This window comes from Streptomyces sp. ISL-10, from assembly GCF_018614575.1.
GTDB lineage: Bacteria > Actinomycetota > Actinomycetes > Streptomycetales > Streptomycetaceae > Streptomyces.
Genome location: NZ_JAGGOJ010000048.1, coordinates 76,004 through 98,954, shown reverse-complemented (window position 1 = coordinate 98,954; position 22,951 = coordinate 76,004). Strand labels below are relative to the sequence as shown.

The following is a 22,951-nucleotide window of genomic DNA, read 5'->3' as shown; positions in this document are numbered from 1 at the left end:
ATCACGAGTTCAACCTCAGTAGCACCACTCGGGGCGGACAGCCACGGTCAACCACGGCCTAGTCGTTAATCGCATGAAATCTCAGCCAACCATTCCGGGGTGTAGCACTCCGCGAAAGACCACTTCTGGCCCGAGTAGCGGTCGCCTGAGCTTACGTGTACACCTCAAGCCTGCCTTGTGGCGTCAAGCGGTAATACTCGCGAATCGGGTCACCCTCCACAGTGGGATAGGTCACCTTCAGTTCTGTGCTCTCGCCGCTCTTGAGGGCTCTCCGAAGGCAGACGATTTCGTGCACCGGCTGCTTCTGCAGCTCCTCACCTTGATCCAGGCTCACCTTGCCACAACTGGAAAACTCGGTTCTGGACTCCCATCGTTCCTTGGCTGGGTCGACCGAATCGTTCAGCACCCCGCACCCCGCAGCCAGCAAGGACATGGCCGATACCACAACGAGCCGCACACGGACCGAAACAGCCGTCACACCGAGACGATGAGCTCTACTTTGACCTTTCACACCGCCCCCCTTTCCTGGCGCTGGACTGGGCTTGATCCGCTTTGACGGACATCTGAGATCAGGTGCCCCGGAAGGATGTCCATCATGGAGAGCATGGGAAAGAAGAAGCCTCGGCCTCGCCGTTCGTTCACGCCGGAGTTCAAGTCCGAGATCGTCGAGCTGTGCCGGCGCGGTGACCGCTCGGTCGGTCAGGTCGCCAAGGACTTCGACCTGAGGTCTCCCGAGCCGCCTTCTATGCCCGCCGCAGTGGCAGGCCCGGTCCGCGGGCGGTCCGCGATGCCGAGCTGACCGAGAAGATCGCCGAAGTCCACGAGAACTCCCGCGGAACCTACGGGGTCCCGCGAGTCCACGCCGTCCTGCAGCGGCAGGGGGAGGACTGCGGACGGCGCCGCATCGCCAGACTGATGCGCAACGCAGGACTTCAGGGCCGGCACCGCAGGCGACGGCAGCTGACGACGATCCCCGACCCGCTGGCCGCCGCCCGGCCCGACCTCGTCGTCCGGGACTTCGCTCCCGACCCGGACGGCCTCGACAGCCGCTGGTGCGGTGACATCACCTACGTCCCCACCGAAGAGGGCTGGCTCTATCTGGCTACCGTCATCGACATCGCCTCCCGCCGCGTGGTCGGCTGGTCCACCGCCGACCACCTGCGGACCGAACTGGTCGCGGACGCTCTCAGGTCCGCCTGCCGCCGGCGTCGTCCCGCCCGGCCGGTGATCTTTCACTCGGATCGTGGCTGTCAGTACACCAGTCAGCAATTCGCCGCCCTGGCAACGCAGTTCGGCGTCCGTCTGTCGGTCGGCCGCACCGGGCAGTGCTGGGACAACGCGCTCGCCGAGTCGTTTTTCGCCACGATCAAACGGGAGTTGCTCGACACGAGCTCCTGGCCCAGCCGGGCCGCCGCCCGCACCGCGATCTTCGACTTCATCGAGGGCTGGTACAACTTGCACCGACTGCACAGCAGCCTCGGCTACCGCAGTCCCGCCGAATACGAGACCGCACTCGCAGCCTGACCACCACACTGATGGTGTCTGTCAAAGCGGAACAAGCTCAGGACGCTGCTCCAGAGAAACCGGTTCCGCAGACAGCCACAGTCAACCGGGAAACGAGCACACCAGTGAACCCTTTGGCTTGCAAGGCATATGAGGCACATGACGAGGGGCTGGGCCGCCTCTGGGCCGTCCGAGGCTGCTCGGTAGCCCGGCCAAGGATGAACAATGACGACCAGCGGGCAACCATTGACCAGCCCCCGGACCTGCAAAAAGCCAGGCTGCCAAGGTCCCTGGCAAGACCCAGGGCAAGAAGACGCCCCTTGGTGGGATGAGAAGGAGTTGGAGGGGGGTGGTGCCGGAGCTGCACGAGGTCCCGGACCAACCGGGCTCGGGGACCTCTTTTGAGCCACCCCCCTTGGCCGCGCTGTCGTCGTACTGAGACAGCAGACCGACCCAACGCTCAGCAGAGTAGGCCTAGCCACTGACAACTACGCCGCACCACTACCGTGCCACATCGGACGGGGAGCCACGGGGAATCAGGGTGCGCGGCAGGTATGAGGCCAGCCTCCAGCCAAGGAGGGGAACTCGCAGGTCACCACAGCGGCAACCCGACCTCGCTCCTAAAGCGGTGCTCACAGCGTTTCGATCCGTGCCCGACAGATCGGTGAGACAAGCACGTCAACTCGCACGCTCAGACAGCTTCGTCCGACAACAGCACCGCCTCTATGAAGTCGGGAGGCGGCTGGTAGCCATGCGCTTCGACGTAGTGGGTGACCAGCTCAGGGGCGGCGTAGGCGACGCCGTCGCCCATCACTCGTATCTCGGCGCTTCCCCGAGGGCCGTCGAGGCGCCTGGCGGTGAGGAGCGAGGTGCACCATGGGCAGTGGTGAAAGCCGCGGTCTGCTGTGCTCGGTGAGTGCGGGTCATACCCTTCAGCGCCTCCACGAGACCGGGCGGTGGAGCACCCTTCGCATACGTCTTGCCACGGTCGAGCCAGCCGATGTTGAGCAATGTGACGCCCTGCCAGACGCCCGACGCCGTCGGATCCCAGTTGTCCCTGTCATACGTGTACGGCGTCAGGTCTGCGTAGTGCGTCATGGCGGTTGTCTACCAGCAGCCGCACCGGATGAGCACCAGATGCAATGGAAGAGGCGGAAGAACGCGGCTGAAGCGCGCGATGGCGGCTCGTCTCGCGGCTCCTGCCGCAGGCTGCGCTCCACGGTGATGCCTCGTTGCGCGATCCGACGGTGTCCTGGCCCCCGGTAGGCCGGGGCTCGTGCCCCGTCCGTGCCCTCCAGGGCAGTCAACAGCGGTCCACACGGATGCCGCGGAAGCCTGAGGTCTGCTGCGCTCGGTGGTGGCGGTCATACCCTTCAGCGTCTCTGCCAGGCCTGGCGGTGGAGGACCCCTTCCCTACGCCCTGCCACGGTTGAGCCACCCGACGTTGAGCAGTGTGACACCCCGCCAGACGACGAGTGCTGCACCCGGTTCGCACCTGATCGGGCGGCCAACCGCGACCAACCGCGACCATGGTTCACACGTCCCCCGTACGCGCGTCACCTGGTCTTCTCAGCGCTGCGGGTGGATCGGCCTGGCACAGCCGCTGACAAGACGTGCCCGCTCCTGCCGGTGGCCGAAGACCCACTCTCAAACAGGCTTCCTCACGAGCCGTGCGCCCGCCGCTCGATGCGCTCCACCAGGTCGGCCGCCATCGTCTTGATGGTCTCCAGCCCCTGTTGACCCCAGGGATGCGGATCCTGGTCCACCACGCAGATCGTGCCCAGCACCATGCCCGTGTTGTCGATCAGCGGAGCGCCCAGGTAGGAGTGGATCCCGATGGCGTCGACCACGTGGTTCCCGGCGAAGCGTGGGTAGTCGCGGACATCCTCCAGCACCAGAGCCTTGCGCCGCCTGACCACATGCGGGCAGAAACCAATGTCGAAGGCACGAGGCATGACCCGGCCGGGCACGGGATCGTCGAGAAGGGGGGACTCCAGGTTCACGGTTGTGTCGGCTGCCGCGCTGTACAGACCCGCGTAGTACTGACGGCTCTCGTCGACAAGGAAGTTGACCCCCGCGTAACACCCCCCAGTGCGCTGCGCGAGTTCACGCGCGAAGTCATCGAACTCCGGAACGGGCTTGTCCTCGATACCCAGTTCCCGAAGCCTGCGTGTCCGGGCCTCTGCCTCAGGGTCCTCCGGAGGGAGAAGCAGATGACGCACGGCGATCGCTATCTCCCCTCCGAAGGGAGACTTGTACACCATCTCAGCCATGGGAACTCCTTGAAGTGATCAGATGCTGCACCAGGGAAAGCAGAACCCGGATGCCCGAGTTGGGCAGGCGAGCGTCACACAGGACCACCGGGACCTCGGGCTTGAGGTCCAGCGCCGCCCGCACCTGTTCCGGCTGATAGCGGTGCGCCCCGTCGAACTCATTGACCGCGACGACGAAGTTGATGCCACGCGCTTCGAAGAAGTCGACCGCCGCAAAGCTGTGGTCCAGCCGACGGGTGTCGGCGAGCACTACCGCACCGAGCGCACCGGCGGACATCTCGTCCCACATGAACCAAAAACGCTCCTGCCCGGGCGTGCCGAACAGATAGAGCACGTGGTGGGGGCTGAGGGTGATCCGGCCGAAGTCCATCGCGACCGTGGTGGTGGCCTTGTTCTCCACCCCCTCCAGCCTGTCCGTGGCAGCACTCACCTCGGTCAGCAGTTCTTCCGTGCTCAGCGGCTCGATCTCGCTCACTGCTGCCACAAAGGTGGTCTTGCCCACCCCGAAGCCCCCGGCGACCAAAACTTTGATCCCCATCGGAAGGGAATCGGCGCCGGGTGCCTCAGAGTCGTTTGAGGAGCCCATCCCGCAACGCCTCCAATAGATCTAGATCGGGGGGAGAGTGTGACCCTCGTGTTCCCATGTCGAAGCGCCGTGTGACGACCGCCCCACGCTCCACCAAGTCGGACAGCAGCACCTTGATCACCGTTGCCGGCATATGCGTGTGCCCCGCGATCTCCGCCACCGTGACCGGCGTCCGACACAGGTCAAGCACATGTCCGTGATCCAGTCCGAGGCTGGTCCGCAGCACGGTACCCGTGGCCACCACCATGGTCATCAAGTCGAATTGGCAGGTGGGTCTGGTGCGTCCGTCACTGACGGTGTACGGCCGAACAAGCCGCCCCAGGGCATCATCGAGCAGCGGCCTTTGCGGATCGTCCGGGTCATCCGGCATCTCTCACTGTCCCGCCGGCCGGCGGGGAGCGGCCCCGAGGTGGCTGCGGACGCTCTTCACCATCATGGTCATCTCGTAGCCCAGCACCGGCACATCCGCCTCGCGCCCGGCCAGCACTGCCAACAGGGCGCCCTGTCCGGCCGAGGAGACAAAAAGCATCGAGCTGCTGAGTTCGGTCACGATCTGCCGCACGTCACCGCCGTCATCGAATCGCTTGCCGGCACTGCGCGCCAGGGAGTAGAGCCCGCTGGCGAGGGCCGCCAGATGATCCGCCGCGTCTTTGTCCAGTCCGTCCGAGGACATCACCAGACCGTCCGAGGACAACAGCAGTGCGCTCCGCGTATGCGGTACGCGCTGCACAAGGCCGCTCAACAGCCAAGAGAGATCTTCACTCACCACAATTGCCCACTTCTCCTCAATGACGTGAAACTGCTAGGGGGCCGGGTCCCGTCGGATCTCCCCACCGGGGGACGGGGAGGTGTCAGTCTCCTCGGAGTCCTCAGCCAGGCGGACGCCGCTCTGAAACGCGGCCATCAGGCCGGGATCGTGATCGTCTTCCTGGAGTGCCACGGCAGCGTGGGGGGACTGCCGCAATTCCGGGGCGAGGTGTTCCTGACGGCGCCGCTGGGGCAGCACGGGGGGAGCATCTCCCGGCGTGGGGGCCGCCACGGGGGCGAGTGGTGGTTCGGCCACCGGTGCGGGTACCGGGTCCGGAGCGACGGGCGTGGCCGGCGCAAGTGCTCGCTCCGTCGAGTCGTCGGCGGGTCCATGAGGGGCGGCGGGAGTGATGTCCGGCTGTTGTTGCTGTGATTCCACCGCGTCCGGGCCCCGGCCCAGCAGCTCGTGCGGCAGCACCACCACGGCCTGTGTACCGCCATAGACGTTGCTCTGGAGTTGTACGACGATGCCGTGCCGCCGGGCCAGCACGGAGACCACATACAGGCCGATGCGACCGTCCTGGAGCAGCTCGCCCAAGGCGATGCCCTCAGGGGAGGCCAGCAGGGCGTTCATCTGGTCCCGCTCAGTGGAGGTCATGCCCAGACCGCGGTCCTCGACCTCGATCGCCAGCCCGGCGGTGACGTGCTCGGCACGCAGCAGCACCTGGGTCTGGGGACGGGAGAACACCGTGGCGTTCTCCACCAGCTCCGCCAGCAGGTGGACCACGTCGACGACCGCGTGCCCGCTCACCGTCCCGTCCACGGGAGGCACCATCTTGACCCGCGAGTACTGCTCGATCTCGGCAGTCGCGGAACGCATCACATCAGCCATGCTGACCGGTCGGGTCCACTGGCGATAGGAGACGGCGCCGCCGAGCACGGCGAGATTCTCGGCGTATCGCCGGACACGGGTGGCCAGGTGGTCCACATGGAACAAGCCTTTGAGCAGGTCCGGGTTCTCGACCTCGTTCTCCAGGTCGTCCAGCAGCCCGATCTCGCGGTGCACGAGGGACTCCAGCCTTCGGGCCAGATTGGCGAAGACCTCGAAGTGCTCGCCGCCACGCTCTCGTGCCCCGAGCTCCACCACAGTCGCCTCGGTGACTCGCTGGGCGGATACGGTCCCTTGCCCCGGCCGATCCACCGCGTCACCCGTCCACTCAGGCAACGGGCCCGGCTGATGCCGCTGGTTTCCTGCCGGCTGCCAGCCGGGCTCCATCTGCTGTCGCAGCTTCGCGAGTTCGGCCTGGCCGCGTGCCGCCGAAGCGCTCAACTCGATATGCCGGCGTGCCACGGCCCGCGCCTTCCCGGCGGCGATGAACGCTGCGCCCGAGAGGATCACGCAGACGAGCAGCAGCGTGCCATTGAGCAGACCCCAGAAGGCGGTCTTGTCGACATGGCCCACGCCTGCGGTGAACAGGAGAGCAGCGGCTGCGGTTCCGATGATCGTGACCAGCACGGCTGGCAACACCGCCAGAAGCACCATGTGGCGCTCAACTGCCTTGTCACGCCCGCCCATGACGTCAGGGACATGCCACGCCTGGGAGTCGGCGGACGCTATCTCCTGGTGGGCATGAGCGGGCAACATCAAACGTTCCTGCATCACAGTCCCTGGTTGCGTATCGGCCAGCAGGCTGAAAAGTGTACGGCGCACGTTACCTCTAACAGCACCTCACGTCACGGGTGGTGAGGTCGTGGGGATTGATTCGACAGTCCCACGTCCCTGAACTGGCCCAGTGCCGTGACGCACTCCTGGTTGAACGTGCCGATCCGTGCCGATCCATTCCAGAACGTGCCAGAACGAGCGGGCACTCACGGGCATTGCCGACAACTCAAAGGCGGTGACGCAAGCTGCGCGGAGCGTATGCGCGCTACCTGCGGCTGCTGGAGTTCGATACAAAGTCGGCACCCTCGGCATCAAGACCTCTCGCCGTACTGCCGGGTGCGGGCGAGCGCCCGGCTGCAGGGCAGCCCCTGCCAGCCAGTTCGGCCTCACCCGCGTACGCCCCGGCGCCGGCGGCCTGTTGCTTGAACTGGAGCCGCCGGCGATGCGTACAGACAAGGGCGGGCCGGGACCTCCCGGCCTGATCGGCCGGCCACCGCCGGCTTCGCACGGAAGGACTTCGGTGTCGCTCTGGACGCGCTCTCGCCAACTGCCGCATAAGGACAACGCAATCATGGAGAAGGGCCTGATGCCGGGCGGGCCCCCGGAGCACACGCCGGACAACTCCGCCGTGGTTCAGGACGCCGCCGCATCTGACGGCGCCGACGTTGGTGGGAACGCCACCGCAGGGGGCCCCGGCCGTGGCGACTCGGGCGAAACGTTCGCGCGCAGCCGCCGGGAAAAGCCCCCGGCCGCTGCGCGGGTGACCGCTGTCCTGGCCGCCCTGCTGGTGCTCTTCGCTCTCCTCCTGCCGAACGAGCTCACTGGCCTCACGCCCGGCGCGTTCGCCCGCATCCCGGTGGAGGGGATCTTCGGCACCGCCGTGCTGCTCACCCTGCGCCCGAGGGCGAGACGGGTGGCAGCGGTGTTCGCCGGAGCCGGTCTGGGCGTGCTGACCCTCCTGAAGCTCCTCGACATGGGCTTCTACTCGGTTCTCGACCGGCCGTTCGACCCGATGCTCGACTGGATCCTGTTCGACGACGCCGAGGCGTTCCTCGGGGACTCCGTCGGCCGGGCCGGCGCGATCGGCGCCGTGGTCGGGGTCGTGGTCGTCGTCCTCGCTCTGCTGGTCCTCATGACACTCGCAGTCGTCCGGCTGAGCCATCTCGTCGTCCGGCACAGCGCCGCGGCGGCCCCTGCCACCCTTGTACTCGGGACCGCCTGGATCACCTGCGCGGCGCTCGGCGTACAGGTCGGGGGCGTACCGGTCGCTTCCAGGAGCACCGCCACGCTCGTGGAGGACCATGTGCAGCAGGTGCGTGTGGGCTTGGAGGACGAGCAGGCGTTCGCCAAGGAGGCCGAGGTCGACGCCTTCCGCGACACTCCGGCCGACCGGCTGCTGACCAGGCTGCGCGGCAAGGACGTCATCTTTGCCTTCATAGAGAGCTACGGGCGCAGCGCGGTCCAGGACCCGGACATGGCGTCGCAGGTCGGCGCGGTGCTCGCGGATGGGACCAACCGGCTGCGCGCGGCCGGGTTCTCCTCCCAGAGCGCCTTCCTCACCTCACCGACGACGGGCGGAGGCAGTTGGCTGGCCCACTCCACCTTCGCGTCAGGCCTGTGGATCGAGAACGAGGAGCGCTACCGCAGCGTCACCTCGAGCGACCGGATGACCCTCACCGGTGCCTTCCAGCACGCGGGCCGGTGGCGGACAGTCGGCATCATGCCGGGCGTCACCCGGGCCTGGCCGGAGGGACGGCTCTACGGCCTCGACAAAATCTACGACTCCCGGCAACTCGGATACCAGGGACCGAAGTTCAGCTGGGCGCCCGTACCCGATCAGTACAGCCTGTTGGCGTTCGAACGCCTGGAGCACGGCAAGCCGGACCGCGAGCCGCTGATGGCGTCGATCATCCTCACCTCCAGCCACCAGCCCTGGGCGCCCATACCCAGGATGATCGGCTGGGACAAGGTCGGTGACGGCACGGTCTACCACGCCATCGAAAAGGCGGGCAAGAACCCCGAAGAGGTGTGGAAAGACGCCACCAAGGTGCGCACCGAGTACCGGCATGCCATCGAGTACTCGCTGAACAGCCTCATCTCCTACATGGAGAAGTACGGCGACGACGACACCGTGCTCGTCTTCCTCGGCGACCACCAGCCCGTCCCGGCCGTCACCCGCGGCGACCTCGGCCGGGACGTGCCGATATCGATCGTCGCCCGCGACCCGGCCGTGATGGACCGGATCTCCGGCTGGGGCTGGCAGGACGGTCTCAAGCCAGGGCCGAAAGCTCCGGTCTGGCGGATGGACACCTTCCGCGATCGGTTCCTCACCGCCTACGGCCCGAAGCCCGGCCCCATCCCGCATCCGCCAACTCGGTGACCGCCGATTCACAACGGGAGGCGCCGAACGAGTCGTCACACATGCCGGCCTCTGGCGCCGGCCTGCCGTCCCGTCGCCGCGCGTCGGGCCGCTGTCGCGTCAGGGCCATACAGGCGACAGCGAAGGCCTTCGCGGAGGCCTGTGGACAACGGGACGGCAGGACGGAGGTCGTCAATGTGTCTACCGGGCCGTGACAAGCAGCTCCGGACCGAGCACGCCACAGAGACGGGCCCACGCCATCAACAGGGCGACAAGGAGGCGCTTCCAGTCTTCGTAGTCCCCGAACGTTCGGCATCCCCCCGCCCGCCGGCGCGGGGCAGGTCAAGCCCTCTCGTGGCTCGGGTCCCGGACCACCGCTGCGCTCTCGCGGACTCTGACGCGCCACAGCCACCTGATGTCACGCCCGAAGGACCAGACGAGCAGCGCCAGCGCCACGAGGACTGCCGCGTATGCGGGCAGGCGCGGGATGATTCCGGCGCCGACCACGAGAAGGACGATCCCCTGCAGCGCGGCCACCGCCTTGCGGGCCGTGCTCGGAGGAAGTGGCCCGTGCAGCCACGGCAGTACCCGGGCCGCCACGACGAAGGCGTAGCGCATGGCGCCTGTCAACAGCACCCATGCGCCCAGCGACATGGCGACGTAGACGCTGAGCACCAGGATGAGGAAGGCGTCGACCTCCATGTCGAAGCGTGCCCCCAAGGGGGACTCCGTCCCCGTGCGCCGGGCTACTTGGCCGTCGACCGCGTCAAGGATCAGCGCCACCGCGGCGAGGGCGACCATGACCGCGACCGGCGGCCGGCTCAAAAAGGAATCCGCGATCAGTGCGGTCACACCTCCGACGAGCGTCGTCCGGGCCAGGGTGACACCGTTGGCCGGACCGAAGGGCCTGGGCCACCGCCGGCGCAGGGCACGGGTGAGCACAGCCCAGGTGGCGAGCGTGAACGCCAGGCCTGTCAGCCATCCCGCGGGCCCCAGCCCGACCACCGTGGCGAGAAGGGCGAGCAGGAGCGTCTGCGCGCCCGCCCCCGCGGCCGCCTCCGGCCGCCACAACCTCGCGTCATAGGTGCCGCTCAGGGCCACCGTGCACCACCCTCCGGCCGTGTGACAGAGTCGATGAGTGCCGCGTACCGTTGCGGCCTCGTGATTATCAGAACGTGAACCGTCACCCGAGCGTTCAGCAGGAGGACGCCGATGGAGCGCGCCGCACGCGCCTTCTGGCTCCGCTCCCCGGGCCACGGCGAGATTCGCGATGTTTCCCTGCCGGAACCGGCCGACGACGACGTCGTGGTGCGCACGCTGTTCTCCGGCGTGAGCCGTGGCACGGAGAGCCTCGTCTTTCGCGGCGGCGTACCGGAGAGCCAGCACACCGCGATGCGGGCACCGTTCCAGGACGGTGAGTTCCCCGGGCCCGTGAAGTACGGCTATCTCAACGTCGGCCTTGTCGAGGAAGGACCGCTGCACCTCGTCAGCCGCACGGTCTTCTGCCTCTACCCGCACCAGAGCCGGTACGTCGTCCCGGCAAGTGCCGTGACCCCGGTGCCGGATACCGTCCCCGCAGGTCGGGCCGTGCTGGCCGGGGCGGTGGAGACCGCGGTGAACGCCCTGTGGGACGCCGCACCGCTGATCGGCGACCGGATCGCCGTCGTGGGAGCAGGCATGATCGGCTGCTCTGTCGCCGCGCTTCTCGCCCGGTACCCCGGCGTCCGCGTCCAGTTGGTCGACGCCGAGCCCGCCCGTGTCGCCGTCGCCGGGGCGCTGGGCGTCGACTTCGCTCTCCCCGAGGACGCCTTGGGCGACTGCGATCTCGCGTTCCACGCGAGCGCCACCGGAGCCGGACTCGCGCGCTCGCTGGAGCTCCTGGCCCCGGAGGGAACGCTCCTGGAGCTGAGCTGGTACGGCGACCGGCAGGTCAGCCTGCCGCTCGGGGAGGCCTTCCACTCCGGCCGGCTGGTGCTGCGCGGCAGCCAGGTGGGGAGGGTGTCACCGGCGCGGCGCTCCAGCCGGACGTACGCCGACCGGCTCGCGCTCTCGCTCGAGCTGCTCGCCGACCCCGCCTTCGACGCACTGATCACCGGTGAATGCGCCTTCGAGGAACTCCCGTCGGCGCTGGCCGGGATCGCCTCCGGTGCCCTGCCCGGGCTCTGCCACCGCGTGATGTACGACACGGCCGCTGCCGCCGGTTCCGCCTGAGCATCGAGCGACCTGGGTCTTTGAACGCGCAGTACGCTCCGGCCGTACTGAAGTACAGGGGCCGTCAGCGGCCCGAATGCGTCGGAGGCCTGGAGGTCGCAGCCGTTGTTCAGCATCACCGTCCGCGAGCACCTCATGATCGCCCACAGCTTCCGCGGGGAGGTCTTCGGACCCGCACAGCGTCTGCACGGAGCGACGTTCCTTGTAGACGCCACCTTCCGCCGTCCCGAGCTCGACGCCGACAACATCGTCGTCGACATCGGCTTGGCCGCCAAGGAACTGGCCACCGTGGTCGGTGAGTTCCATTACCGCAATCTCGATGACGAATCCGAGTTCGCCGGCATCAACACCTCGACGGAGTTCCTGGCCAAGGTCATCGCAGACCGTCTGGCCGACCGGGTGCACGCCGGGGCGCTGGGCGAGGGTGCACGCGGTCTGGCCGGCATCACGGTCACCCTGCACGAATCACACATCGCGTGGGCGAGCTACGAGCGCGCTCTGTGAACCACTCAGCCGCCACCGCCACTCCCGAGCGCTCGGTCCGGGTCGTGATGCCCGGCGGTGTCGACGATCCGGCCGCGCCGAGTGGCGGCAACACCTACGACCGCAGGGTGTGCCGGGACCTGTCCCGGCTCGGCTGGCAGGTTCATGAGCACGCCGTCGCGGGCGACTGGCCCCATCCCCGAGCCGCCGCTCGTGCGGAACTCACCCGGATACTGAGGGAGTCGGCGGACGGCACCCTCGTCCTCCTCGACGGACTCGTCGCGTGTACGGTCCCCGACATCATCGTGCCCGAGGCCGACCGGCTGCGCCTCGCGGTACTGGTGCACCTGCCGCTGGGCGACGAGACCGGACTCGCCCCAGCCGTGGCAGCGGCTCTGGACGCCAAAGAACGCAGGACGCTGCGGGCCGTGGCTGTGGTCGTGGCAACCAGCGCCTGGGCGGCCGGCAGGCTCGTGGACCACCATGGGCTCGACCCCGGCCGGGTCCACGTCGCCGCCCCCGGAGCCGACATCGCGCCTCTGTCGACCGGCACCTCATCCGGCGCCGACAGCGCCCCGCGCCTGCTGTGCGTCGCCGCGGTGATCCCGCGCAAAGGGCAGCACGAGCTGGTCAAGGCCCTCGCGACCGTCGCCGACCTGCCGTGGAGCTGCGTCTGCGTCGGCGGGCTGGACCGGGATCCTGTGTATGCAACCCGGCTAAGGGAGCTGATCGAGGAGCACGGCCTCGGCAACCGGGTACACCTCGCCGGCCCTCGGACCGGCCCCGAGTTGAACGCGAGCTACGCCGCCGCCGACCTCCTGGTACTCGCCTCGCACGCCGAGACGTACGGCATGGTCGTGACCGAAGCGCTCGCGCGCGGGGTTCCCGTACTGGCAACGGCCGTCGGCGGCCTCCCGGAAGCGGTCGGGCACGCGCCCGACGGCAGCGTCCCGGGGGTTCTCGTGCCGCCCAAGGACACGGCGGCTCTCGCTTCGGCGTTGCGCCACTGGCTCCGCGAGCCCGGCGAACGGCATCGCTCGAAGGCGGCCGCGCGACGGCGGCGCACCGCGCTGGCCGGCTGGGAGACGACCTCGCGGAGCCTGGCCAAGGTGCTGGAACAACTCCAGCAGGACTCCCGGAGGACCACATGAGTGGCACCGACGCAGCTCGCTACGCCCCGGAGTGGCTGGCCCTGCGGGAGGGCGCCGATGCCGCCGCCCGCTCACCCGAACTCCTCGCCCCGCTACGGCGACAGCTGGCCCTCTCAGCGAGGGCGACCGATCCGCCGGAACGGGGCGAGGCGTTGGTGATCCGCGACCTCGGCTGCGGCACCGGTGCCATGGGGCGCTGGCTCGCCCCCCGTTTGAACGGTCCCCAGCACTGGATCCTGCACGACCGCGACCCCGATCTGCTCGAGCTGGCCGCAGCGCGGATGCCCCGTACGGCCGCCGGTGGCAGCCGCGTCACGGTCACGTCGGAACGCGGTGACATCACCCACCTGACCGCGGACGGGCTCTGTGGAACCTCGCTGGTGACGGCGTCCGCTCTACTGGACCTGCTCACCCGCGACGAGTTGGACGCTCTCGCCGCGGCCTGCGCCGGGGCCGGCTGCCCGGCACTGCTGGCGCTCTCCGTCGTGGGGCGGGTCGACCTCACCCCGGACGACCCGCTGGACGCCGAGATCGCCGAGGCGTTCAACTCCCACCAGCGGCGAGAGGATCAGGGCCGCAGGCTCCTCGGACCCGATGCCGTCGCGGCGGCCTCCGTGAGCTTCGCCCGCCATGGCATGACTGTACGGGCGCACAACAGCCCGTGGCGGCTCGGTCACGGTCCCCCGGTCCCCCCGGGCGGCCAGGACCGGCCGGCCCCTGGCGACGACGGGTCCGCGCTGATGGCGGAGTGGCTGCACGGCTGGGTCGACGCCGCCGTCGAACAGTCTCCGGAGCTTGCACCGCGTGCCCATGCGTATCTGCGGCGGCGCCTTGCGGCGTGCGAGGAGGGTGAGTTGCGGGTCGTGGTGCATCACAGCGATATCCTGGCCCTGCCCTGCCCGACGGGCGACGCATCGTGATCAGGGCGGTCCAGGCGCGGCTGGGCATGCTCGCCGGAGCAGCCATCCTCGCGGCGATGGTGTGTTGGCAGGGCGGCGCCTTCCTCGACGGTCTGCGCGGGATCGACGGCCCGACCCTGCTGGCCGCTCTCGGCCTCGGCTTCTTCACCACCGTGTTCAGCGCGTGGCGCTGGTGCCTGGTGGCCCGGGGCCTGAGGATCCGGATTCCACTGGTCCGGGCCGTCGCCGACTACTACCGCGCTCTGTTCCTGAACGCGGCGCTGCCCGGCGGTGTCCTCGGCGACGTGCACCGCGCGGTACGGCACGGGCGAAGCGCCGGGGACGTCGGGCGGAGCGTCCGCGCGGTCGTCCTCGAACGGATCGCGGGCCAAGTGGTCCTTGTCACCGTCGGCGTGACGCTCCTGATCACGCAACCCTCCCTGGCCCTGGCGGAAACCGGCCGTCTCGTCGCGACCCCGGGCGCCGCGGCGACCGTGTCCGTGGTGTTCGGGCTGGCGATCGTGGGTGGCGTCCGGTTTTGCAGGAAGCCGGGCACCTCGCGATGGCACCGCGCGGTCCGCGCCACGCTCGCCGAGGCGCGCCTCGGACTGCTCACCCGTGGGACCTGGCCAGGGGTGTTGATCTCGTCCGTCGCGGTGCTCGCGGGCCATCTCGCCATGTTCCTTCTCGCCGCCCGGGCCGCGGGATCAACCGCGCCCACGGCCGAGTTGCTGCCCCTGATGGTGCTGGCGCTGCTCGCCATGGCGCTACCGCTGAACATCGGCGGCTGGGGGCCCAGGGAAGGGGTCACCGCCTGGGCCTTCGGAACCGCGGGCCTGGGCGCTGCCCAAGGGCTGACCGTCGCCGTGGTGTACGGACTGTTGGCCTTCGCCGCGAGCCTGCCCGGTATCTGCGTGCTCGTCACCCAGTGGTTCACCGGGATGAGCCGTCCGCAGGTCGAGTTCGAAGAGAGTGTCCTCGCCAAGGGCAGCGCGCCGCGTCGGCGGACGGAGCGCGTCCCGCATCAACTCCGGACCGGGGAAACCGAACCCCGGGACGCCGTCGCCGAGCAGGACCGGTGCCACGGTGACATAGAGCCGGTGCAGCGCCCGCGCGTGGAGGAAGCGCGACACGGTGACGCCGCCGCCCTCGACCAGCACGCGCCCCAGGCCGCGTCGCGCGAGCTCCCGCACCAAGCGTCGAGGGGCGAACGCGGCGCTGTCGAGCAGAGGCAGTACGTCAACGCCCTCGATGTCCGCAGGGGCCTTCCCGCGCTCGCTGCCGGCGCCGACCACCCACAGGGTCGGTGCTGCCCCGTCGGTGAACACCCTGCGCCGCAGCGGCACTCGGCCGTGCGGATCGAGGACGACGCGCACCGGGTTGGCCCCCGTACAGGAGCGGACCGTCAGTTGGGGATCGTCCGCAACGGCGGTGCCGGCCCCGACGATCACCGCGTCGGCGAGCGCGCGCAGGCGGTGCAGGTGCTCGCGGTCCTCCTCGCCGGTGACGTAGTCGGCGTCGCCCGTACGGCTCGCGATGAAACCGTCCAGACTCTGCCCCAGCTGCGCGAACGTGAAGCGGGGGCCGGCCAGGCACAGCGACAGGTAGCGGTCGGCGAGGACATCCGCCTCGGGCGAAGCGTTTCGCCACTGGCGTCGGCCGTCCGGGCCCCGGAACAGCCCGGCGGCCTCGGCGTCCGCCTCGGATCGGATGCCGCGCAGCCGCTCCCAGGCTGCCGATACATCGAGCATGCCGACACGGTGTCCTGCGGCGCGGCTGGTCACCGCGTCCCCCTTCGGTTTTCTGCGGGCTGCCGGGTGTCTGCGGTGACGGACGGCCGAGGCCGGGACTCCGACCCCGCCGACGGCTCTGCCGGTGCCAGGAGTGAGAAGTATTCGGCGAAGGAATCGACAAGGCCGGCCAACAATTCCTTACCCTTCCCGGACGAAGCCATCGACGGGCAACCGACCACGCCGGAGTCCGTGTATGCCCGCATACCGAGAGTGAGCAAATGCTGCCGATCGTCGGCGCGAAAATCGGAGGTCTGGTAACCGGGGCGGACGAGTTCTGGATGGTCATGCAGCAGGATGGACGTCTCCACTTCGCCCGCATGCATATCGCTGTGGGGCGACGTCTGCACACCGGCCCTGTCCCGCGCCGCATTCCAGTCGGCCGGGCCGGGGAAAAGCGCCATGCGAATTCCACTGCCGGCGGACTCCTGAACCACGTTGCGCAGTACGTAGTTTCCACCGTGGCCGTTGATCAGAACCAGGTTGTTGATACCGGAACGGCGGAGCGATTCGGCGATGTCCCGCACGACGGCAGAGAGCGTCGTCGCAGAAATGCTGACGGTTCCCGGCCAGGCGGCGTGCTCATGCGAGCAGGAGATCGTCACGGGAGGGAGACAGTGGACCGGATACGCGGAGGCGACCTCCCTGGCGATGGCGCAGGCTATGACAGTGTCGGTCATCAGGGGGAGAAACGGCCCATGTTGCTCGAAGCTGCCGATGGGAAGGACAGCCACATCAGCTCGGCCGGTCCTTACATCCTCCGTCGTTGTTTCCAGCGGCAACAGACCCAATGCCGGCAGCCGCACGTACGGGCCACTCATGTTTCCCGACCTCCCTTTCTTCGCTCTAGGACATGCGGCCGCCGGGCGACCTGAATTGAGAAAGCGTACGGGCGGACGTTTGGCACACGCTACGAGAGCACGCCGCGCAAGCATGGCGCATCTGTCGGTCGAACGCGATAAAAAATCAGGCCAGTTGACCCTCGCAGCGGATCCCAGCACCAGAGATTACCCGATAGGATCTGGCCATGATAGATACGGATGACGCATACCAAGGCGGCGCTCGTTCATCATGCGTCGAACGCGTGGCAAATGTCCGACTGTCCACCGAGCATGGTGATTTCCTCGCTGTCGGCTACCTGGACCGCAATCGCGGAGAAGAACAAATAGCGTTGATATACGGCGATGTTGAGGGCGCTGGAGCGCTTACCCGTCTGCATTCGGAGTGTCTGACCGGGGACACCTTCGGATCCAAGCACTGCGAGTGCGGGGATCAGTTGTCCGCGGCACTGCGAGCCATCGTGAGCGAAGGACGCGGCGTTCTTGTCTATCTCCAGGGTCACGAGGGGCGCGGCATCGGCCTGTTGGCCAAACTTCAGGCGATGCAGCTCCAGGCGGAGGGGCTGGACACCGTCGAGGCGAATCTCGCGCTCGGGCTCCCGGCCGACGCTCGCGACTACAGGGTCGCGGCGGACATCCTGCACGACCTCGGCGTGCGATCCGTACGGCTGCTGTCGAACAACCCACGTAAGAGCGCGGCGCTGCTGCAGCACGGCATCGAGATCACCGAACAGGTTTCGCTTCTGACACCACCGCGTGAAGAGAACATCTTCTACCTGCGGACCAAGCGGGAACGCCTCGGTCACTACCTTCCACACCTGGACCGCGCGCCCGAACCGTCCTGAAACATGGCCGACTCACCTGATCATCCGTATGGGGTTGGTGCTGCGCTGCGGCTCAGGGCCACGGACAGGTTCAAGCGGCTGCCAGTTGGAGCGGGAGAAGCCCTTCGGCCGCCCGCACGCCCCCAGGGTCCCGCATTGCGAGACGTAACCTGTGACCCGCACCACTGGGCTGCTTTGCCGGCGTGTACGCGCCGGCAAAGCAGCCTGGCGGCAAGGCACCGGCAAGGTCGTGCAGCAGCGGTTCCGCTGTTGCCGGGCACGGTGCTCGACCGCGGCAGGGGAAGGCGCCGGATTACGATGCGGGTATGAGTCGGCAGGGATGGCATGCGGCCCAGCCCCATGGGGCGCGGGCATACCTGCTGCTTGTGCTGGCCGTGCTCGCTGGGGTCCTTGCCATGCACGGCTTGGGCCCTGCTTTTGCCTCCCCTGCACCGTCCCACTCCGCGGCTGCGGCCCATTCACACCATGGCACCGCGACCCCGGCCGCGTCCCACACCGCTATGACGGCCTGCGAAGACTGCCTCCACGCCGACCACGGTGACTCAGGCACGGGCGGGCACGCCGAGCACGCCGATGCCACCTGCGCGGCAGGCGGCACGAGTACGGCGCCCGCGCTTCCCGCCCTGGCCCCGGCCGGAGTGGCCACCTGCGCGACCGCGGACATCGCCTCCTTCGCCCTGACCGCGAGTGTCGGCGAACGTGCCCCGCCGACACTGAGCGAACTGCAACTCCTGCGCATATAGGCGTACCCCGGCGGACCCGAACCCCTTTGCCCGGTGCCGCCGTTGAGAGCCACGCCCCATTCAGGACACACAGGAGTCGCACCACCATGACCGCACACCGTTCCATGATCCGCCGTGCCGCCGCTGTTGCGGCCGCGGCAACCGCCGCTGTCGTGCTCGCCGCCTGCGGCGGTGGAGACGACAGCCCGGCCGGGCACGACGGTCACGACAGGAGCGCCTCGCCCAGCGCGTCCGCCGCCACCCAGCAGGGTGAGCACAACGCCGCCGACGTCTCCTTCGCGCAGGGGATGATCCCCCACCACCGACAGGCCGTGGAGATGGCCGGGCTGACGGAGACCCGGGCCGCGTCCGCCGAGGTCGAGAAGCTGGCCGAAGAGATCAAGAAGGCACAGGACCCGGAGATCAAGACCTTGTCCGGATGGCTCACCTCATGGGGCGAGGAAGTCCCCGAGGAGGGAGACGGTGGAGAGCACGCCGGCCACTCCATGGCCGGCATGATGACGCCCGAGGAGATGGACAAGCTCGAGAAGTCCTCCGGCAAGGCGTTCGACACCGCCTTCCTGGAGATGATGGTCAAGCACCATCAGGGCGCGGTCGGGATGGCCAGGACCGAGCAGTCCGAAGGCGTCTACCAGCCCGCCAAGGACATGGCCGGCACCATCATCGCGTCGCAGAGTGCCGAGATCACGCGGATGAACAAGCTGCTCGGCAAGAGCTGAGCCTAGAAGCCGCACGGCGGGGGCAGCCACTGGCCGCCCCCGCCACGTCCTCCTCCCTGCGGTGCCGGGCCCTCGGACCCGACACACACTGGAAGAGTGAGAGGGAGGACGTCATGGACGACAGGGACCACACCGCTCATCAGGCCGATCCCTCCGCTGCTCGGGAGAAGGCGCAGGAGCACCCAGCGCATGAGGGCGATCACCATGGTCACGGCGTCGGCAGCGCCTCCTGGGGTACCGCGGCGAAAGCGACGGCGCACTGCCTGACCGGCTGCGCGATCGGCGAGATCCTGGGCATGGTGATCGGCACCGCGCTGCTCTGGAGCAACGTCCCCACCATGGTCCTGGCCATCGCCCTGGCGTTCCTGTTCGGCTACTCGTTCACCCTGTACGCCGTGATCAAAGCGGGCCTGAGCCTGAAGGCCGCTGTCCGCGTCGCCCTCGCCGCCGACACCGTGTCCATCGCGATCATGGAGTTCGTGGACAACCTCATCCTCGCGCTGACTCCCGGCGCCATGGACGCCCATCTCTCCGACGGCCTGTTCTGGTCGGCGCTGCTGGGCGGCTTCGCCGTCGCCTTCTTCGTCACCACCCCGGTGAACAAGTGGATGATCGGCCGCGGCAAGGGCCACGCAGTCGCCCACGCCTACCACTGACACGCAAAAAGAGGGCCCCCGGCACCGTTCGGAGTCGGGTGGGCCCCCTGCTGGATACCGGACGGCAACCCATGGGTCAGGAGCCCACGCGCTCGCTCGACCTGGCGCCGGCTCCTCGGCAGCAGCCGCTGGCGCCGACTTACGACCACGCATCGGGCGTTCCAGCAGCCGGCCGCCGGGCGCCGGCCTGCTCGCACGCTGCGGCAGGAGCACGCCGCATCACGGCGGGGACAAGCCCGCCGCGGTCTCGGCCACGAACAGCGGCCCGTACCGGGCACCGAGGTGGAGCCGCCGTTCGTCAAGGCGGCCTGATCCGCGGGGTCGTCTTCTCCCGCGCCTCGCGTAGGCATGCTCGCGGGCGGAGAACTGCCAGGCGACCGCGGCGGCGGAGGAACCTCGAAGACTGAGTCGAGGCCGAAGCCGATCAGGGCGGTGGCGAGGCGATCGCCGCCGTCGGCGCACGTGCGGCCGCCCCGACTCCCGCGGCCCGCCGGGACCCCGTCCCTACTCCTCCACGGAAACCGGACGCTGCGCGCGCTCCTCGCGCCGCTGTTGCTCCTGCTTGCGCCATCCGTACCTGGTCAGGCCCCGTGGCTTGAACACCGAGAGGATCGTGATGACGACCAGGACCACCAGGCCGCCGACGGAATGCGGCAGCGAGCCCGGCAGTCCCCGGGGGTCGCCGCCGGAGGCTGCCACATCCGCCATGACGCTGATGGTCCGCGTCTCCACGAGCAGGACGGCGGTGGCGAGGAGGGTGAGCAGGAACTTGACCAGCACCCAGTAGTGCCGGAACAGCCCCCAGGAGGTGCCCAGTGCGTTGATCAGCCCGATGAGCACCGACCCGAGGGCCAACGGGACGATGACGTACCAGGCGATCAGCTCCATCGCCACGTAGGCGCTCCGCACCATCCGGACGTCCTGGCCGGCCACGGCCGCGACATCGAGAGCTACGTAGGCGGCGACCGCGCCGAGCCAGCCGAGCGAGGTCGTGACGTGCGCGGTGAGGACGACCTTGCGAAGGCGCGGAGACATGATCATCGGAGGCTCCAGCGGGATGGATCATGGCTCCCGACGCCGTCCGCGAACCGCGCGTACTCCTGCGTGACGCCGCTGAGCGCAGCACCTGCGGACAAGTGCCGCCCAGGGCCGTGCTCCCCACCATGACCGGTCAGCTTCAGGACGACGAACAGCAGGACCACGATGCCGATGATGATCGCGGGCCACTTCACCCAGCGCGGCATACCAGGGGGCATACCGTGGTCAGGCCCTACCCCGGTGTCGGGGTGGCGAGGCGAGTCGGCCATGACATTCCTCCGGTGGGCGTGATCAGCGATGTCTGCGGGGCGACACCAGTTTACGAGACACAGTGTCTACCACAGGTCAAAGTGTCATTACCCGGTCAGCCCGTATACTGTCGGAGTGCCGAAGCTGTGGAACGAGACCATCGAGACGCACCGCAACGCCGTCCGTGAAGCGATCCTGGAGAACACCTGGGCGCTGGTGACGGAGCACGGACTGATGTCGGTGACCATGACGCAGATCGCCGAGAAGACCGGTATCGGCCGGGCGACGCTGTACAAGTACTTCCCCGATGTCGCGGCGATCCTGGCCGCCCACCACGAGCGACACGTCGCCGGCCACCTCGCGCACCTCACCGGACTCCGCAGCCGACCCGGCGACCCCGGCGAGCGACTCGAAGCGGTACTGGAGCAGTATGCACTCATCTGCTATCACCGCCGCCGCCACGGCACCGAAGAACTGGCGGCGCTCCTGCACCGCGGCGAGCATGTCGACCACGCCCAGCAGCAGCTACTCGCCCTGTTCCGGGAGCTCTTGAACGAGGTGGCGGCGACCGGCGGCCTCAGGGACGATGTCGCCCCGGACGAGCTCGCGGGTTACTGCCTGCACGCCCTCGCCGCAGCCGGCGACTTGCCGTCCGAAGACGCCGTCCGGCGCCTGGTCGCGGTGACCCTGACGGGGCTGCGGCCTCCCGGCTGACATCACCACCGCACTGACCAGATGCCCTGGACGGGCGTCGGTCTTGCCCACGGACGCATGGCTGTTTGCCCGGGGCACGCCGGTGACACCCGTCATCTTGCCGCTGGTGGCTCCACACCGTCTGCACGGCGTGTGCGGACGAGTGCGCGAGCCGCGCCGACCCGCACGAACACTGCTTGGCGTGCGCCGAAGCGTGCCGACGGTGCGAGCAGGTGTGCAACGACCTGCTCGCCGCCCTCGGCCGAAGGAGAGTCCGTCGGGCGCGCCCCCGACGGTCTCTCGCAGAGAAGGCGTCAGTGGGCCGGCGCCGAAGCCTGTGGCGCCGGGCCCGTCCCGGTCGCCGCCGCGGCGCGAGGTTCCAGGACCCGTTCGGCGAGGAAGCCGAGGATCAGGCCCAGGGACGCCCACAGCAGTGCCTGGACGCCGAGTGACGCCAGGCGGAACTCCCACAGGACATCGGCCGGGAACCCCTGGGGGAGCCCGCCGGCCGCAGGCAGGAAGGCCATGGCGATCGCCACCACCGCCGCGAACGCGGCTCCGGCGGCGATCGAGGCGTTCCAGGAGCCCCAACGAGGTGCGAGCGCCCGGCCCAGCAGCATGGCGCCGACTGCCAGGAGCACGCTGAGGACGATCATCAGGAAGAACAGCGCGGTGCGCTGATTCAGAGTGGCCGGGTCGCCGACCGCCGGCGGGTTCGCCGGGTACTTCAGGAACGGCACGAGAGCCACGGTGACGAATCCGCCGAGGCCGACGAGCGCGGCCGTGGCGCGGGCGCCGAAGCGGCCGATGCGGCCCAGCGCGAAGCAGAACGCCAGCGCGGTGATGCCGCCGAGCGCAGTGCCGTAGACGAGGACGGCCGTGGCCAGGCCGGCGGTCGACTGCATCGCCCGGCTGACCAGCTCCTCCCCTCCCTCTTCATGTGAGTGGGCCGATTCGAAGGCGATCGCGGCGTCCACCGGGGACTCACCGATCAGATACGCGAGCCCGAAGGCGAGCAGACCCGCCAGGACACCGGCGAGCATGCCGCGCACCAGCAGGCCGCGGACGATTGCAGAATTCATGGATGGGCTCCGCCCGTCTCAGTGGCAGGGGAAGCCGAGCAGGTGACGGCCGTCGTGCACCCACTCGTGCACGGACTCGCCGGAGAAGACGGAGAACGCGCCCTGCTCGGTGCCGACGAAGTAGAGCAGGACGAGCATCAGGACGCCGAAGAAGGCGGCCCACGGAGCGACGGCCCTGATCGGGAGCTTGGCCACGGCGGGCGGGGAGACAGGGACTGCGACGGGCGTGATGGCTGACTGAGCCACGGGGTACCTCCTCGGGAACACGCGTCCCGCATTGTGTGGAGCACGCGACGACGGCTACGGGTCTGACTCACCGCGCGGTCCACCCTGGGTTCGGGATTCACCGCTCGGCACACAGTGGCGCGACCGTGCCGGGTTTACACCGGACTTCCGTGAGCGCCGTCGTCCTAGCGGGGGAA

25 protein-coding genes, 3 pseudogenes and 1 riboswitch are annotated in these 22,951 nt (G+C 68.8%); of the genes and pseudogenes, 14 read left to right on the top strand and 14 right to left on the bottom strand.

All coding sequences use genetic code 11. From position 1 onward, the window contains the following. Positions 1-151: 151 nt before the first annotated feature. Entirely contained in the window at positions 152-478 is a 327-nt protein-coding gene (locus J7E88_RS34775; protein WP_215187490.1) for a hypothetical protein, read from the bottom strand. Between the two features lie 117 nt (positions 479-595). Here J7E88_RS34775 and J7E88_RS34770 point away from each other — a divergent pair, with 117 nt between their 5' ends. Both J7E88_RS34770 and J7E88_RS34765 read left to right on the top strand, forming a co-directional pair. Beyond that, a complete protein-coding gene (locus J7E88_RS34770) occupies positions 596-799 on the top strand; it encodes a transposase (protein ID WP_215187489.1) in 204 nt (67 codons plus the stop codon). Further along, positions 784-1,524, top strand: a pseudogene (locus J7E88_RS34765) (IS3 family transposase); the annotation flags it as partial. The gene J7E88_RS34770 and the pseudogene J7E88_RS34765, both read left to right, overlap by 16 nt. A gap of 789 nt (positions 1,525-2,313) precedes the next feature. On the opposite strand, the gene J7E88_RS34760 reads toward J7E88_RS34765, so the two are convergent. The 6 genes from J7E88_RS34760 to J7E88_RS34735 form a co-directional block, all read right to left on the bottom strand. After that, entirely contained in the window at positions 2,314-2,601 is a 288-nt protein-coding gene (locus J7E88_RS34760) for a hypothetical protein (RefSeq protein WP_215187487.1), read from the bottom strand. Between the two features lie 563 nt (positions 2,602-3,164). After that, the gene (locus J7E88_RS34755; protein ID WP_251023642.1) at positions 3,165-3,776 is read right to left on the bottom strand and encodes a GAF domain-containing protein; all 612 of its coding nucleotides are present in this window, start codon (positions 3,774-3,776) and stop codon (positions 3,165-3,167) included. Next, positions 3,769-4,362: an ATP/GTP-binding protein gene (locus J7E88_RS34750; RefSeq protein WP_215187486.1), complete on the bottom strand. Its 594-nt coding sequence runs from the start codon at positions 4,360-4,362 to the stop codon at positions 3,769-3,771. Before J7E88_RS34750 ends, J7E88_RS34755 begins: the two co-directional genes overlap by 8 nt. Next, positions 4,340-4,732 (bottom strand): DUF742 domain-containing protein, encoded by a 393-nt coding sequence (locus tag J7E88_RS34745; RefSeq protein WP_215187485.1) that lies wholly within the window; start codon positions 4,730-4,732, stop codon positions 4,340-4,342. The genes J7E88_RS34750 and J7E88_RS34745 overlap by 23 nt, the downstream gene beginning before the upstream one ends. 3 nt (positions 4,733-4,735) lie before the next feature. Further along, the gene (locus J7E88_RS34740) at positions 4,736-5,131 is read right to left on the bottom strand and encodes a roadblock/LC7 domain-containing protein (RefSeq protein WP_215187484.1); all 396 of its coding nucleotides are present in this window, start codon (positions 5,129-5,131) and stop codon (positions 4,736-4,738) included. Positions 5,132-5,164: 33 nt separating this feature from the next. Continuing rightward, positions 5,165-6,754, bottom strand: coding sequence for a sensor histidine kinase KdpD (locus J7E88_RS34735; protein ID WP_251023641.1), 1,590 nt, complete (start codon positions 6,752-6,754; stop codon positions 5,165-5,167). A gap of 589 nt (positions 6,755-7,343) precedes the next feature. On the opposite strand from J7E88_RS34735, the gene J7E88_RS34730 reads away from it, so the two are divergent. Then, positions 7,344-9,152, top strand: coding sequence for a sulfatase (locus J7E88_RS34730; protein WP_251023640.1), 1,809 nt, complete (start codon positions 7,344-7,346; stop codon positions 9,150-9,152). 321 nt (positions 9,153-9,473) lie between these two features. Here the strand turns inward: J7E88_RS34730 and J7E88_RS34725 are convergent, their stop codons facing one another. Beyond that, positions 9,474-10,232: a CDP-alcohol phosphatidyltransferase family protein gene (locus J7E88_RS34725; protein WP_215187482.1), complete on the bottom strand. Its 759-nt coding sequence runs from the start codon at positions 10,230-10,232 to the stop codon at positions 9,474-9,476. A 111-nt stretch (positions 10,233-10,343) separates the two neighbouring features. Here J7E88_RS34725 and J7E88_RS34720 point away from each other — a divergent pair, with 111 nt between their 5' ends. The 5 genes and pseudogenes from J7E88_RS34720 to J7E88_RS34700 form a co-directional block, all read left to right on the top strand. Continuing rightward, entirely contained in the window at positions 10,344-11,342 is a 999-nt protein-coding gene (locus J7E88_RS34720; RefSeq protein ID WP_215187481.1) for a zinc-binding alcohol dehydrogenase, read from the top strand. Positions 11,343-11,447: 105 nt separating this feature from the next. Beyond that, positions 11,448-11,846, top strand: coding sequence for a 6-carboxytetrahydropterin synthase (locus J7E88_RS34715; RefSeq protein ID WP_215187480.1), 399 nt, complete (start codon positions 11,448-11,450; stop codon positions 11,844-11,846). 47 nt (positions 11,847-11,893) lie between these two features. Beyond that, the gene (locus J7E88_RS34710) at positions 11,894-12,976 is read left to right on the top strand and encodes a glycosyltransferase family 4 protein (protein ID WP_215187498.1); all 1,083 of its coding nucleotides are present in this window, start codon (positions 11,894-11,896) and stop codon (positions 12,974-12,976) included. Continuing rightward, the gene (locus J7E88_RS34705; protein WP_215187479.1) at positions 12,973-13,896 is read left to right on the top strand and encodes a class I SAM-dependent methyltransferase; all 924 of its coding nucleotides are present in this window, start codon (positions 12,973-12,975) and stop codon (positions 13,894-13,896) included. The genes J7E88_RS34710 and J7E88_RS34705 overlap by 4 nt, the downstream gene beginning before the upstream one ends. Positions 13,897-13,922: 26 nt before the next feature. Beyond that, a pseudogene (locus J7E88_RS34700) lies at positions 13,923-14,717 on the top strand (lysylphosphatidylglycerol synthase transmembrane domain-containing protein); the annotation flags it as partial. On the opposite strand, the gene J7E88_RS36635 reads toward J7E88_RS34700, so the two are convergent. Continuing rightward, positions 14,643-15,626, bottom strand: coding sequence for a RibD family protein (locus tag J7E88_RS36635; RefSeq protein ID WP_374196357.1), 984 nt, complete (start codon positions 15,624-15,626; stop codon positions 14,643-14,645). The pseudogene J7E88_RS34700 and the gene J7E88_RS36635 sit on opposite strands and share 75 nt — an antisense overlap. Positions 15,627-15,655: 29 nt before the next feature. Next, positions 15,656-16,486 (bottom strand): creatininase family protein, encoded by an 831-nt coding sequence (locus tag J7E88_RS34695; protein WP_215187478.1) that lies wholly within the window; start codon positions 16,484-16,486, stop codon positions 15,656-15,658. 206 nt (positions 16,487-16,692) lie between these two features. On the opposite strand from J7E88_RS34695, the gene ribA reads away from it, so the two are divergent. The 4 genes from ribA (at position 16,693) to J7E88_RS34675 (ending at position 19,467) form a co-directional block, all read left to right on the top strand. Further along, positions 16,693-17,349, top strand: coding sequence for a GTP cyclohydrolase II (ribA, locus tag J7E88_RS34690; protein ID WP_215187477.1), 657 nt, complete (start codon positions 16,693-16,695; stop codon positions 17,347-17,349). A 305-nt stretch (positions 17,350-17,654) separates the two neighbouring features. Further along, complete coding sequence (locus J7E88_RS34685) at positions 17,655-18,092, top strand: DUF6153 family protein (RefSeq protein ID WP_215187476.1); 438 nt, start codon at positions 17,655-17,657, stop codon at positions 18,090-18,092. Between the two features lie 86 nt (positions 18,093-18,178). Further along, positions 18,179-18,811, top strand: coding sequence for a DUF305 domain-containing protein (locus tag J7E88_RS34680; protein ID WP_215187475.1), 633 nt, complete (start codon positions 18,179-18,181; stop codon positions 18,809-18,811). Between the two features lie 113 nt (positions 18,812-18,924). After that, positions 18,925-19,467 carry a DUF4396 domain-containing protein gene (locus tag J7E88_RS34675; RefSeq protein ID WP_215187474.1) on the top strand — a complete coding sequence of 181 codons (543 nt, stop codon included), beginning with the start codon at positions 18,925-18,927 and terminating at the stop codon, positions 19,465-19,467. A gap of 504 nt (positions 19,468-19,971) precedes the next feature. Here the strand turns inward: J7E88_RS34675 and J7E88_RS34670 are convergent. Both J7E88_RS34670 and J7E88_RS34665 read right to left on the bottom strand, forming a co-directional pair. Then, positions 19,972-20,508 carry a hypothetical protein gene (locus J7E88_RS34670; RefSeq protein WP_251023639.1) on the bottom strand — a complete coding sequence of 179 codons (537 nt, stop codon included), beginning with the start codon at positions 20,506-20,508 and terminating at the stop codon, positions 19,972-19,974. Continuing rightward, a complete protein-coding gene (locus J7E88_RS34665; protein WP_215187473.1) occupies positions 20,505-20,711 on the bottom strand; it encodes a hypothetical protein in 207 nt (68 codons plus the stop codon). The genes J7E88_RS34670 and J7E88_RS34665 overlap by 4 nt, the downstream gene beginning before the upstream one ends. 178 nt (positions 20,712-20,889) lie before the next feature. On the opposite strand from J7E88_RS34665, the gene J7E88_RS34660 reads away from it, so the two are divergent. Together J7E88_RS34660 and J7E88_RS36630 are read left to right on the top strand one after the other, a co-directional pair. Beyond that, positions 20,890-21,468 carry a TetR/AcrR family transcriptional regulator gene (locus tag J7E88_RS34660; protein ID WP_215187472.1) on the top strand — a complete coding sequence of 193 codons (579 nt, stop codon included), beginning with the start codon at positions 20,890-20,892 and terminating at the stop codon, positions 21,466-21,468. A gap of 116 nt (positions 21,469-21,584) precedes the next feature. After that, positions 21,585-21,710, top strand: a pseudogene (locus tag J7E88_RS36630) (four-helix bundle copper-binding protein); the annotation flags it as partial. A 51-nt stretch (positions 21,711-21,761) separates the two neighbouring features. Here the strand turns inward: J7E88_RS36630 and J7E88_RS34655 are convergent. Both J7E88_RS34655 and J7E88_RS34650 read right to left on the bottom strand, forming a co-directional pair. Beyond that, positions 21,762-22,529 carry a CbtA family protein gene (locus J7E88_RS34655; RefSeq protein ID WP_215187471.1) on the bottom strand — a complete coding sequence of 256 codons (768 nt, stop codon included), beginning with the start codon at positions 22,527-22,529 and terminating at the stop codon, positions 21,762-21,764. A gap of 18 nt (positions 22,530-22,547) precedes the next feature. After that, a complete protein-coding gene (locus tag J7E88_RS34650) occupies positions 22,548-22,775 on the bottom strand; it encodes a CbtB-domain containing protein (protein ID WP_215187470.1) in 228 nt (75 codons plus the stop codon). 60 nt (positions 22,776-22,835) lie between these two features. Then, positions 22,836-22,924: riboswitch (cobalamin riboswitch) on the bottom strand. Between the last annotated feature and the right edge of the window lie 27 nt (positions 22,925-22,951).

Bases quoted from the DNA above. Each gene is read 5' to 3' on its own strand.
- J7E88_RS34770 (WP_215187489.1), top strand. From the start codon at position 596: ATGGAGAGCATGGGAAAGAAGAAGCCTCGGCCTCGCCGTTCGTTCACG.
- J7E88_RS34760 (WP_215187487.1), bottom strand. From the start codon at position 2,601: ATGACGCACTACGCAGACCTGACGCCGTACACGTATGACAGGGACAAC.
- J7E88_RS34755 (WP_251023642.1), bottom strand. From the start codon at position 3,776: ATGGCTGAGATGGTGTACAAGTCTCCCTTCGGAGGGGAGATAGCGATC.
- J7E88_RS34750 (WP_215187486.1), bottom strand. From the start codon at position 4,362: ATGGGCTCCTCAAACGACTCTGAGGCACCCGGCGCCGATTCCCTTCCG.
- J7E88_RS34745 (WP_215187485.1), bottom strand. From the start codon at position 4,732: ATGCCGGATGACCCGGACGATCCGCAAAGGCCGCTGCTCGATGATGCC.
- J7E88_RS34735 (WP_251023641.1), bottom strand. From the start codon at position 6,754: ATGTTGCCCGCTCATGCCCACCAGGAGATAGCGTCCGCCGACTCCCAG.
- J7E88_RS34730 (WP_251023640.1), top strand. From the start codon at position 7,344: ATGGAGAAGGGCCTGATGCCGGGCGGGCCCCCGGAGCACACGCCGGAC.
- J7E88_RS34720 (WP_215187481.1), top strand. From the start codon at position 10,344: ATGGAGCGCGCCGCACGCGCCTTCTGGCTCCGCTCCCCGGGCCACGGC.
- J7E88_RS34710 (WP_215187498.1), top strand. From the start codon at position 11,894: ATGCCCGGCGGTGTCGACGATCCGGCCGCGCCGAGTGGCGGCAACACC.
- J7E88_RS34705 (WP_215187479.1), top strand. From the start codon at position 12,973: ATGAGTGGCACCGACGCAGCTCGCTACGCCCCGGAGTGGCTGGCCCTG.
- J7E88_RS36635 (WP_374196357.1), bottom strand. From the start codon at position 15,626: ATGCTCGATGTATCGGCAGCCTGGGAGCGGCTGCGCGGCATCCGATCC.
- J7E88_RS34695 (WP_215187478.1), bottom strand. From the start codon at position 16,486: ATGAGTGGCCCGTACGTGCGGCTGCCGGCATTGGGTCTGTTGCCGCTG.
- ribA (WP_215187477.1), top strand. From the start codon at position 16,693: ATGATAGATACGGATGACGCATACCAAGGCGGCGCTCGTTCATCATGC.
- J7E88_RS34685 (WP_215187476.1), top strand. From the start codon at position 17,655: ATGAGTCGGCAGGGATGGCATGCGGCCCAGCCCCATGGGGCGCGGGCA.
- J7E88_RS34680 (WP_215187475.1), top strand. From the start codon at position 18,179: ATGACCGCACACCGTTCCATGATCCGCCGTGCCGCCGCTGTTGCGGCC.
- J7E88_RS34675 (WP_215187474.1), top strand. From the start codon at position 18,925: ATGGACGACAGGGACCACACCGCTCATCAGGCCGATCCCTCCGCTGCT.
- J7E88_RS34670 (WP_251023639.1), bottom strand. From the start codon at position 20,508: ATGATCATGTCTCCGCGCCTTCGCAAGGTCGTCCTCACCGCGCACGTC.
- J7E88_RS34665 (WP_215187473.1), bottom strand. From the start codon at position 20,711: ATGCCGCGCTGGGTGAAGTGGCCCGCGATCATCATCGGCATCGTGGTC.
- J7E88_RS34655 (WP_215187471.1), bottom strand. From the start codon at position 22,529: ATGAATTCTGCAATCGTCCGCGGCCTGCTGGTGCGCGGCATGCTCGCC.